This window comes from Streptomyces sp. SID3212, assembly GCF_009865405.1.
GTDB lineage: Bacteria > Actinomycetota > Actinomycetes > Streptomycetales > Streptomycetaceae > Streptomyces.
The window spans coordinates 1-11,663 of the sequence record NZ_WWJY01001243.1 but is presented as its reverse complement, the minus strand read 5'-3'; the positions used below and the strand labels follow the sequence as shown (position 1 = coordinate 11,663).

Sequence of the window (11,663 nt, the reverse complement as noted above, 5' to 3'; positions counted from 1 at the left end):
ATCGCACGCACCAGACACCGCGAGCCCCGCCCTCCGGGCGGACGACCCCACTTCGCGGACACCCCCTAGGACGGGTCCGTGGTTCGGCCCTCATCGGACGGCCGACGCTATCCACGCCGAACCGGAAGCCGGGGACCGGATCGGCGGCGTATCCCTCGTACTATCGGGAATCAGGGCTGAGCGCTCGCTCTGGCCGGAAGGCCGGTGCGGCGTGGTGTCCGTTCCCGCCCCCCACGGCTGTTCCACCGGCTGTGCCCCAGTGTTGAGGAGAGCCCCATGGCCCACGCGGCAGCGACGGGAATCGGTCCGCTGGCGGGTGTCCGCGTCGTCGAGCTGGCCGGCATCGGGCCCGGGCCCTTCGCCGCCATGACGCTCGCCGACCTCGGCGCCGATGTCGTACGGGTGGACCGCCCCGGCGGCACCGGCCTCGGGATCGACCCCGCGGCCGACCTCACCAACCGCAACAAGCGCTCCGTCCTGATCGACCTCAAGTCGCCCGACGGCGCCGCCCGCGTCCTCGACCTGGTCGAGCGGGCCGACCTGCTGATCGAGGGGAACCGGCCCGGGGTCGCCGAGCGGCTCGGCATCGGCCCCGAGGAGTGTCTCGCCCGCAACCCCCGCCTGGTGTACGGCCGGATGACCGGCTGGGGCCAGGACGGCCCGCTCGCGCAGAGCGCCGGGCACGACATCGGCTACGTCGCCCTCTCCGGCGCGCTCTCCATGATCGGCAAGGCCGACGAGCCGCCCGCCCTGCCCGCCAACCTTCTCGGTGACTACGCGGGCGGCGCGCTCTACCTCGTCATCGGACTGCTCGCCGCCCTCCAGCACGCCAGGACCCCGGACGGCACGGGACAGGTGGTCGACGCGGCCGTCGTGGACGGCACCGCCCACCTCACCACCATGATCCACGCCATGATGGCCGCCGGCGGCTGGCAGGACCGGCGCGGCGGCAACCTGCTGGACGGCGGCGCCCCCTTCTACGGCTCGTACGAGACCGCGGACGGCGCGTACATGGCGGTCGGCGCGCTGGAGACCCGGTTCTACGACCGGTTCATCGAACTGCTCGGCATCAAGGACGACGTCCCCGCCCGCAAGGACTTCGGGCGCTGGGACGAGCTGCGCGCCGCCGTCGCCGCCCGCTTCAAGGAGAGGACCCGCGCCGAGTGGACAGCGGTCTTCGAGGGGACGGACGCGTGTGTCACCCCCGTACTGACCCTGCGTGAGGCCCCCGCGCACCCGCATCTCGCCACCCGCGCCACCTTCACCGAGCACGCGGGCGTCACCCAGCCCGCCCCCGCGCCGCGCTTCTCCGCCACGCCGGGATCCGTACGCAGAGCGCCCGCGCTGCCCGGCGCCGACACCGCCGAGGTGGCACGGGACTGGGACCTGCCCACCCGCTGAGAACGCCCGCCGGAACGCCCGCCGAACCATCCACCACCCGCCGGACCTTCTGCCCCCCCGCCCCAGTGACCGTCTCCGGAAAGGCAGTTGCCGTGAGTACCGAAGCGTATGTGTACGACGCGATCCGCACCCCGCGAGGCCGCGGCAAGGCCAACGGCGCCCTGCACGGCACCAAGCCGATCGACCTCGTCGTCGGCCTCATCCACGAGATGCGCGCCCGCTTCCCCGGCCTCGACCCGGCCGCGATCGACGACATCGTGCTCGGCGTCGTGAGCCCCCTCGGCGACCAGGGCTCCGACATCGCGCGGATCGCCGCCATCGCCGCCGGGCTCCCCGACTCCGTGGCGGGGGTGCAGGAGAACCGCTTCTGTGCCTCCGGGCTCGAAGCCGTCAACCTCGCCGCCGCCAAGGTCCGTTCGGGCTGGGAGGACCTCGTCCTCGCCGGTGGCGTCGAGTCCATGTCCCGCGTCCCGATGGGCTCCGACGGCGGCGCGTGGGCGATGGACCCGATGACCAACCTCGCCACCGGCTTCGCCCCCCAGGGCATCGGCGCCGACCTGATCGCCACCCTCGGCGGCTTCACCCGCCGCGACGTGGACGAGTTCGCCGCGCTGTCCCAGGAACGGGCCGCCACCGCCTGGAAGGAAGGCCGCTTCCAGCGCTCCGTCGTCCCGGTCCTCGACCGCAACGGGCTCACCGTCCTCGACCACGACGAGCACCTCCGCCCCGGCACCACCGCCGACACCCTCGCCGCGCTCAAGCCGTCGTTCGCCGGGATCGGCGAGGCGGGCGGCTTCGACGCCGTCGTCCTCCAGAAGTACCACTGGGTCGAGGCGATCGACCACGTCCACCACGCGGGCAACTCCTCCGGCATCGTGGACGGCGCGGCCCTCGTCGCCATCGGCTCCCGGGAGACCGGTGAACGGTACGGACTCACGCCCCGCGCCCGGATCGTCTCCGCCGCCGTCTCCGGGTCCGAGCCCACCATCATGCTCACCGGCCCCGCCCCCGCCAGCCGCAAGGCCCTCGCCAAGGCCGGGCTGACGATCGACGACATCGACCTCGTGGAGATCAACGAGGCCTTCGCGGCGGTGGTCCTGCGGTTCGTCGGGGAGATGGGGATCTCCCTCGACAAGGTCAACGTCAACGGCGGCGCCATCGCGCTCGGCCACCCCCTCGGCGCGACCGGCGCGATGCTCGTCGGCACGCTCGTGGACGAACTGGAACGCCAGGACAAGCGGTACGGCCTCGCCACCCTCTGCGTCGGCGGCGGCATGGGAGTGGCCACCGTGGTCGAACGCCTCTGATCCGCCTGCCGGTCCGGCGCCTCCCTCTTACGTCCGGCCCGTCCAGACCCCCTACGGAGCAACGGAGCAGCAGCATGAACGAGTCCGCGTCCCCCACCATCCGCTGGGAGCAGGACAACACCGGTGTGGTCACCCTGGTCCTGGACGACCCGAGCCAGTCCACCAACACGATGAACGAGGCGTTCCGCCGCTCCCTCGCCGCGACCGCCGACCGCGCCGAGGCCGAGAAGGACAGCGTCCGCGGCTTCATCGTCACCTCCGCCAAGAAGACCTTCTTCGCCGGCGGCGACCTCAAGGACCTGATCAAGGCGGGCCCCGGCGACGCCCGGCGGATCTTCGAGGGCGGCCTGGCCATGAAGGGCGCCCTGCGGCGCCTGGAGACCCTCGGCAAGCCCGTCGTCGCCGCCCTCAACGGCGCGGCCCTGGGCGGCGGTTACGAGATCGCCCTCGCCTGCCACCACCGCATCGCCCTCGACGCGCCGGGCTCCCGGATCGGCCTGCCCGAGGTCACGCTCGGGCTGCTGCCGGGCGGCGGCGGTGTCACCCGTACGGTACGGCTCCTGGGCATCGCGGACGCCCTGCTCAAGGTGCTGCTCCAGGGCACGCAGTACTCCCCGCGCCGCGCCCTCGACAACGGTCTGGTCCACGAAGTCGTGGCCACCCGCGAGGAGATGCTCGACCGGGCGCGCGCGTTCATCGACGCCCACCCCGAGTCCCGGCAGCCGTGGGACGAGAAGGGCTACCGCATCCCCGGCGGCACACCCTCCAGCCCGCGTTTCGCCGCCAACCTCCCCGCGTTCCCGGCCAGTCTGAGCAAGCAGCTCGCCGGCGCCCCCTTCCCCGCCCCGCGCAACATCCTCGCGGCGGCCGTCGAAGGCTCGCAGGTCGACTTCGAGACGGCGCAGACCGTGGAGTCCCGTTACTTCACCGAGCTGGTCACGGGACAGACCGCGAAAAACATGATCCAGGCGTTCTTCTTCGACCTGCGGGCCGTCAACTCCGGCGGCAGCCGCCCGCGCGAGGTCCCGCCCCGCGAGGTCCGCAAGGTCGCGGTCCTCGGCGCCGGGACGATGGGCGCGGGCATCGCGTACGCGTGCGCCCGCGCCGGCCTCGACGTACTGCTGAAGGACGTCACCCAGGACGCGGCTGCACGCGGCAAGGCGCAGGCGGCGAAGGTCCTCACGAAGGCGGTCTCCCGGGGCCGTACGACCGAGGCCGAGCGGGACCGGGTGCTCGCCCGCATCACCCCGACCGCCGACCCCGCCGACCTGGCGGACTGCGACACGGTGATCGAGGCGGTCTTCGAGGACCCGGCGCTCAAGCACAAGGTGTTCCAGGAGATCCAGGAGATCGTCGCGCCCGACGCGCTGCTCTGTTCCAACACCTCCACGCTGCCCATCACGGCGCTCGCCGAAGGGGTGGCGCGCCCCGCCGACTTCATCGGTCTGCACTTCTTCTCGCCCGTCGACAAGATGCCCCTGGTCGAGATCATCAGGGGCGAACGGACCGGCGACGAGGCCCTGGCGCGCGCGTTCGACCTGGTCCGCCGGATCAAGAAGACCCCCATCGTCGTCAACGACGCGCGGGGCTTCTTCACGTCGCGGGTGATCGGGCAGTTCATCAACGAGGGCGTCGCCATGGTCGGTGAGGGCATCGAGCCCGCGTCGGTCGAACAGGCCGCCGCACAGGCGGGCTACCCGGCCAAGGTGCTCGCCCTGATGGACGAACTGACCCTGACCCTGGCGCGCAAGATCCGCGAGGAGTCGCGGCGCGCGGCCGAGGAGGGCGGCGGTACGTGGACCGGGCATCCCGCGGACGCCGTGATCGACCGGATGGCCGACGAGTTCGGCCGCCCGGGCCGCGTCGGCGGGGCGGGCTTCTACGACTACGCGGAGGACGGCACCCGTACCCGCCTCTGGCCGGGCCTGCGCGAACACTTCGCCCCGGCGGAGCCCGCCGGCGTGCCCTTCCAGGACCTCCAGGAGCGGATGCTGTTCTCCGAGGCCCTGGACGCCGTCCGCTGCCTGGAGGAGAACGTCCTGACGTCCGTGGCCGACGCCAACATCGGCTCGATCATGGGCATCGGCTTCCCGGCGTGGACGGGCGGGGTCCTCCAGTACATCAACGGATACGAGGGCGGCCCGGCCGGATTCGCCACCCGGGCCCGGCAGTTGGCGGAACGCTACGGCGAACGCTTCGCCCCCCCGGCCCTGTTGATCGACAAGGCGGCGAAGGGCGAGAGGTTCACGGACGCGTAGGGGCGCCGGGGGGAGGCCGTCGGGGACGGGCTCGGGAGTGGATCGGTCATGACCCACAACTTCCTTGTGTGTCAGCTGTATTGACACTTCCATTTCAAGAGTTTTACGTTCCTTGTACCTGAGAGAGCGCTCTCCGACGACCCTTCCCCCCATGTCTCCGAGGTGCCGTCCATGTCCTTCTCCCGTGCCCGGCCGCTGTCCGCGGCGGTTCTTGTCACCGCGCTCGCCGCCGTCGGCCTGGTCCCCACCGCCACGCCCGCCGCGGCGGCCACCGTGCCGGTGGGCTCCGGCAGTTACACCGACACGCGTCCCGCCGGGACCTCCGGGCCCACCACCGGGACCGGGACCCCCGTCACCCCCAAGGTGACCCCGGCCGCGCGGGCCAAGCCGCTGCCCACCAACGACTGGTGGTCCTCGCTGGCCTTCCAGCGGTACGCCGACAACCCCTGGTCCACCCCGATGTACGGTCATCCGCTCACGTACCAGGCGGTGGCCGGCGGCCTGGAGGTCGGATACCCGACGGCGCCGACCGTCAGCGGCGACGGCCGGCAGTACGAGTACGCGCACAAGCGCGACCTCACCCTCGGGCTGACCGGGCTCAACTCGGCCGACACCAAGGCCGACGCCTGGTCCGACTGGACCGTCACGCCCTACTGGTCCGACGGTGCCCGCACCCTGCGCGCCACCATCGGCCACGGCCTGCCTTTCGTATACGCCAAGGGCACCGGCGGCGACGCCCGGATCACCACCGCCGCCGCCCCCGCCGTCTTCGCCGACCAGGGCAACGTCCTCGGCATCACCGTCGCGGGCCACCACTACGCGCTGTTCGCGCCGACCGGCGCCGACTGGACAGTCTCCGGCTCCACCGTCACGGCCGGGCTCGGGGCCAAGGACTACTTCTCGGTCGCCGTCCTGCCCTCCACGGACGCCCTCGCCACGTACCGGAAGTACGCGTACAGCTTCGTGACCGGTTCCAAGGTGACCTGGAGCAGCACCGGCGGCACGGTCAGGGCCACCTACAGCCTCACCACCGCGCCCCAGGAGGGCACCGAGACGGGCACGCTCCAGGCCCTCTACCGCCACCAATGGCTGTACACCACCGACGCGTTGACGCCGTACACCTACGTCTCGCCGCGCGGCACGATGAAGGTCAGGGAAGCCGCCTCGTTCACCACGAGCCAGCAGGGCTCCGGGGTGCTGCCCACGCTGCCCGCCTCGACCGGCGTCGACCGGGCCCGCCTCCGGGGCTACCTGAACGAGGTGGCGAACGCGGCCGACCCGTTCTCCGGCGCGCGGGACACGTACTGGACGGGCAAGGCCCTCGGCAAGCTCGCCCAACTCGTCCCCATGGCCGACCAGATCGGCGAGACCGCCACCCGCGACAAGCTCCTCGGACTGCTCAAGGGCAGGCTCCAGGAGTGGTTCACGGCGGGCGGCGCGAGTGAGTTCTCGTACGACCGGACGTGGAAGACGCTCATCGGCTACCCGGCGTCGTACGGCAGCGACACCGAACTGAACGACCATCACTTCCACTACAGCTACTACGTGTACGCGGCGGCGATCGTCGCGCAGTACGACCAGGCGTGGGCCGCCGACCCGGCCTGGGGCGGCATGGTCAAGACGCTGATACGGGACGCGGCCAACCCGAGCCGTACCGACGCCGACTTCCCCTTCCTGCGCGGCTTCGACATCTACGCGGGCCACAGCTGGGCCTCCGGGCACCAGGGCTTCGCCGCGGGCAACAACCAGGAGTCGTCGTCCGAGTCCACCAACCTCAGCGCCGCGCTGGTGCTGTGGGGCTCTGCCACCGGCAACAACGAGCTGCGCGACCTGGGCAGTTATCTGCTGACGACGGAGTCGGAGGCGATCGCCCAGTACTGGTTCGACGCCGACCAGCAGGTCTTCCCGGCCTCCTTCGGCCACGACACGGTCGGCATGGTGTGGGGCAGCGGCGGCGCGTACTCCACCTGGTGGACCGCCAACCCGGAGGAGATCCACGGCATCAACGTCCTCCCGGTGACGGGCGGTTCGCTCCACCTCGCCCGCAGGAAGGACGCGATCAACCGCAACCTCGCCGAGCTGCAACGGGAGAACGGCGGGCCGGCCGTCGAATGGCGGGACATCCTCTGGGAGTTCGAGGCGCTCTCCACCCCCGCCACCGCGAAGACCAAGTGGGACGCGGGGAACGCCGGTTACGGCCCCGAGGCCGGCGAGTCCAAGGCGCACACGTACCACTGGATCAACACCCTGGCCGCGGTGGGCGCTCCGGACGCCACGGTCACCGGATCGATCCCGACGTCCGCCGTCTTCTCGAAGGGCGGGGTACGGACCTACGCGGCGCACAACTTCGAGTCGGTGGCGAGGACCGTCACCTTCTCGGACGGGGCGACGCTGACGGTCCCGGCCCGCTCGACCGCGAGCAGGTAGCGAGCGGGTAGCGATCAGGCAGGACGTCCAGCGGCGGGTCCCGGCCGGGCGCAAGCCCTAGGCCGAGGCCCGCCGTACCAGCGTCGTCGGAGTGATCACCGGATCCGGGGCCGGCGCCCCCGCCCGCTCCTGGTCCAGGCCCCGCAGCAGCAGCCGGGCCATCAGCCGGCCCTGCCCCTCGATGTCCTGCTGGACGGTCGTCAGGGGCGGGTCCGTGCCCTCCGCGATCGAGTCCATGTCGTCGAAGCCCACGAGCGCCACCTCCCCGGGCACCGCCCTCCCGCGCTCCTTGAGCACCCGCAGGGCGCCCGACGCCATCAGGTCGTTCGCCGCGAACACCGCGTCCAGGTCGGGGCACCGGTCCAGCAGCTCCGCCATCGCCCGCTCCCCGCTCGCCGCCGTGAACTCGCCCTCGGCGATCAGTGCCGGATCCCCGGCGGGGAGCACGTCCCGGTAGCCGTCGAGGCGGTCGGTGGCCGACGTCTGGTCCAGCGGCCCCCCGATGTGCGCGATCCGCCGCCGTCCCATGTCCCGCAGATACCGTACGGCGGCCCGCGCGCCCCCGCGGTTGTCCGCGTCCACGTACGGCACGGTCTGGTGCTCGGAGGGCACGCTCCAGGCGGGCCGGCCGCCGTACACCGTCGGGATCCCGGCGCGCCGGGTGATCGCGGGGATCGGGTCGTCGGTGTGCAGCGAGAAGGCCAGCGCGCCGTCCACATGACCGCCCGCCAGATAGCGCGCGATCCGGTCGTAGTCGCCGGGACCTTCGAGCAGAAGCAGCACCAATTGGGTGTCGTGCGCGGTCAATTCCTTGCTGATGCCGCGGATCTGCTGGGAGAAGAACGGGTCGGAGAAGATCCGGATCTCCGGCTCGGCGATGATCACCGCGACCGCGCCGGTCCGCCGGGTCACCAGGGTGCGCGCCGCGTGGTTCGGTACGTACCCCAGCTCCTCGACGGCCCTGGTCACCTTCTCGACCAGCGGCGGCCGGACCCCCGCGCCACCGTTGACCACCCGCGAGGCCGTGGCCCGCGAGACACCGGCCCGGGCGGCGACGGCTTCCAGGGTGGGCCGGGCCCCTGCGAGCGGCTCGGGCAAGGCGTGCTCCTCGTCGGCGGACATGGTGGATACGACCCACCACAGTACGACGACAGGGTATCGGGCACGCCCGCGCGGGAGAGCGCTTTCTCCCGGCCCCTGCCCCCGCCCCCGCAGGTCGCGGGGGGCGGGGGCGGCGACAGGGGACAGGAACGGGGGCGGGGAGGAGCCGCGGACGTCAGCGGCCGTGGACCGAGTGCGTCGCGGCGATCTGCTTCCAGGACGTGGGCGGGACCGGGACCGCGGCGGCCCCGGCACCCCGCGCGGCGGCGGACGCCGCAGGGGAGAGCGCAGAACCGGACGCCGACCCGGATCCCGACCCGGACGCCGACCCCGACGCCGGCTTCGACGGCTGGAACAGCCACGTGTCGAACAGGGCGTCGAGCTGCTCGCCGGAGACCCGCTCCGCGTACGCCACGAAGTCGCCCACCGACGCGTTCCCGTACGCGCGCTCCGCCGGCCACCCCTTGAGGATCGCGAAGAAGTCCTCGTCACCGATCCTGTTCCGCAGCGCCTGGAGCGCCAGCGCGCCCCGGTCGTACACCGCCCCCGCGAACTGGTTCTCCGGCCCCGGGTCGCCCGGCCTCACCGTCCAGAACGGGTCGCCGGCCGGGTACAACGCGTAGACGTAGTCGGCCAGTTCCTGCGCCGTGCCCTCGCCCTCCTTCTCCGACCAGAGCCATTGGCTGTAGCTGGCGAAGCCCTCGTTGAGCCAGATGTCCTTCCAGCCCTTCACCGACACACTGTCGCCGTACCACTGGTGCGCCAGCTCGTGCACGACGACCGAGACGTTCGAGCCGCGCGCGAACTGCCGGGGGCTGTAGAAGACCCGGGTCTGCGTCTCCAGCGCGAACCCGCTGGGCACATTGGGGACGTACCCGCCCACCGCGTTGAAGGGGTACGGGCCGAAGACGCCGCTCAGCCAGTCCACGACCTCACCGGTACGCTCCACGCTCGCCCGCGCCGCGCCCGCGTTGTCGCCCAGGTCCTTGCTGTACGCGTTGACGATCGGCAGCCCGTTCGCCGTCGTGTCCGTCGTGATGTCGAACTTGCCCACCGCGAGGGTCGTCAGATACGTCGCCTGCGGCTTGTTGGAGCGCCAGCTGTAGCGCGTCCAGCCCAGCTTCGACGTCTGCGACTGGAGCACGCCGTTGCTGATCGCCTGCGTGCCGTCCGGCACCGAGACCGACACGTCGTACGTCGCCTTGTCCAGCGGGTGGTCGTTGGACGGGAACCACCACGCGGCGGAGTCCGGCTCCTGGGCCGCGACCCCGCCGTCCGGGGTGCGCTGCCACGCCGTGTAGCCGTCGATCGAGAACGTGGAGGGCTTGCCCGCGTACCGTACGACCACCGTCGCCGACTGACCCTGCTTCAGCGGGGCCGCCGGGGTGATCTCCAGCTCCTGCTTCCCACTCTTCGCGAACGCCGCCTTCTTCCCGTTCACCAGCACCTCGTCGACCGTGAGGCCGAAGTCGAGGTTGAACCGCGAGAGGTTCTGCGTCGCGGTGGTGAGCAGGGTCGCCGTGCCCTGGAGCAGGTCCGTGGCGGGCTGGTAGGTGAGCCGGAGGTCGTAGTGGGACACGTCGTACCCGCCGTTACCGCCGGCCGGGTAGTAGGGGTCGCCGATGCCCGGTGCGCCCGGCGTGAAGCCCGCGGCCGACGCCGGGACCGCCAGCAGGAGCGAGGCCGCCAGGACGCCGGGGACGATGAGTCTGCGGTGCACGAAGAACTCCAAGGTGTGGGGGTCGAAGATCCCTTCGACTGTATGCAGCGCCCCGTGAGTGGTCATGCTCATGGCTCCCTCCGTCACATGATTGCCATCCGGCGGACACGGCCCCGCGTTTTCCGTGGACCCGGCGCCTCGCCGCACGCCGTCCCGGACCGGAAGATCACTCCGTGCGCCCCCGACTGCCCCCTGTTGCACGGGAGTTGACCGGGGTACCTTTCCGCCCCATGGAGATCCGTGCGCGGGGAGCCCGCCGGCCGTACAGGTCGTACAGAACGCTGATCGCGACGGCCTGCGCCGCCCTGCTGGGGGTCCTGCTCACCCCGGCGGGAGCACAGGGCGCGCCGCGGACGCCCCACGGCGCGGTGAAGGTCAGTCAGCCCGTCCACTCCTACGCGGACGCCGTCCGCGAGTCCGTCTGGGTCGACATCGGCCTCGACGGCGACGCCGACGGCCTGTCCGACCGGGTGGCGGTCGACATCGTACGGCCGGCCGAACCGGCGCGGCAGGGCCGGAAGATCCCCGTGATCATGGACGCCAGCCCGTACTACTCCTGCTGCGGACGCGGCAACGAGAGCCAGCGGAAGACGTACGACGCCGACGGCGACCCCCTCTCCTTCCCCCTCCACTACGACAACTACTTCGTCCCGCGCGGCTACGCCTTCGTCGCCGTAGACCTCGCGGGCACCAGCCGCTCCGACGGCTGCGCCGACGTCGGCGGACCCTCCGACGTGCGGTCCGCCAAGGCGGTCGTGGACTGGCTGAACGGCCGCGCCCGCGCGTACGCCACCCCCACCGGCACCACCCGCGTCCAGGCCGGCTGGACCAACGGCAGGACCGGCATGATCGGGAAGAGCTACGACGGCACGATCGCCAACGGCGTCGCCGCCACCGGCGTCCGCGGCCTGGAGACCATCGTCCCGATCAGCGCCATCAGCTCGTGGTACGACTACTACTTCCAGCAGGGCGCGCCCCTCCAGGGCTCAGGACCCGACTGGCTCTCCAACTACGTGGAGAGCCCGGCCGCCCGCGCCCGCTGCCAGGCCGTCCAGCAGCGCCTGGTCGACGAGGCTCCCCGTACGGGCGACGTCACCGCGCTGTGGGAGGCGCGCGACTACGTCAAGAACGCCGGCCGCGTCACCGCCAGCGTCTTCGCCGTCCACGGCACCCAGGACCTCAACGTCCGTACGAAACACCTCGGCCAGTGGTGGGACGCCCTCGCCGACGCCGGGGTCGAGCGCAAGATCTGGCTCTCCCAGACGGGCCACGTCGACCCCTTCGACTTCCGCCGCGCCGAGTGGGTCGACACCCTCCACCGGTGGTTCGACCACTACCTGCTCGGTTACGACAACGGCATCGAGCGCGAGCCCATGGCGGACATCGAACGCGCCCCCGGCCAGTGGTCCACCGACCGGGTGTGGCCGCCGCGCGGCACGGACACCACGA

At 72.0% G+C, this 11,663-nt stretch carries 7 protein-coding genes; 5 read left to right on the top strand and 2 right to left on the bottom strand.

The window, feature by feature from the left end; translation table 11 throughout:
• The first annotated feature begins 276 nt into the window (after positions 1–276).
• From GT042_RS37435 to GT042_RS37420, 4 genes are all read left to right on the top strand, one after another.
• A complete protein-coding gene (locus GT042_RS37435) occupies positions 277–1,401 on the top strand; it encodes a CaiB/BaiF CoA-transferase family protein (RefSeq protein WP_161313121.1) in 1,125 nt (374 codons plus the stop codon).
• A 92-nt stretch (positions 1,402–1,493) separates the two neighbouring features.
• A complete protein-coding gene (locus GT042_RS37430; RefSeq protein WP_161313120.1) occupies positions 1,494–2,708 on the top strand; it encodes an acetyl-CoA C-acetyltransferase in 1,215 nt (404 codons plus the stop codon).
• Positions 2,709–2,782: 74 nt separating this feature from the next.
• Positions 2,783–4,966, top strand: coding sequence for a 3-hydroxyacyl-CoA dehydrogenase NAD-binding domain-containing protein (locus GT042_RS37425; RefSeq protein ID WP_161313119.1), 2,184 nt, complete (start codon positions 2,783–2,785; stop codon positions 4,964–4,966).
• Between the two features lie 171 nt (positions 4,967–5,137).
• The gene (locus tag GT042_RS37420; RefSeq protein ID WP_237531581.1) at positions 5,138–7,393 is read left to right on the top strand and encodes a glycosyl hydrolase; all 2,256 of its coding nucleotides are present in this window, start codon (positions 5,138–5,140) and stop codon (positions 7,391–7,393) included.
• A gap of 57 nt (positions 7,394–7,450) precedes the next feature.
• Here GT042_RS37420 and GT042_RS37415 read toward each other — a convergent pair whose 3' ends face one another.
• The gene (locus tag GT042_RS37415; RefSeq protein ID WP_161313123.1) at positions 7,451–8,491 is read right to left on the bottom strand and encodes a LacI family DNA-binding transcriptional regulator; all 1,041 of its coding nucleotides are present in this window, start codon (positions 8,489–8,491) and stop codon (positions 7,451–7,453) included.
• A gap of 178 nt (positions 8,492–8,669) precedes the next feature.
• On the bottom strand, positions 8,670–10,214 hold the full coding sequence (locus GT042_RS37410) for a M1 family metallopeptidase (protein ID WP_161313122.1): 1,545 nt from the start codon (positions 10,212–10,214) through the stop codon (positions 8,670–8,672).
• Between the two features lie 230 nt (positions 10,215–10,444).
• Here GT042_RS37410 and GT042_RS37405 point away from each other — a divergent pair.
• Positions 10,445–11,663 (top strand): CocE/NonD family hydrolase (locus GT042_RS37405; RefSeq protein WP_161313118.1); only part of this gene is annotated, 1,219 nt, incomplete at its 3' end.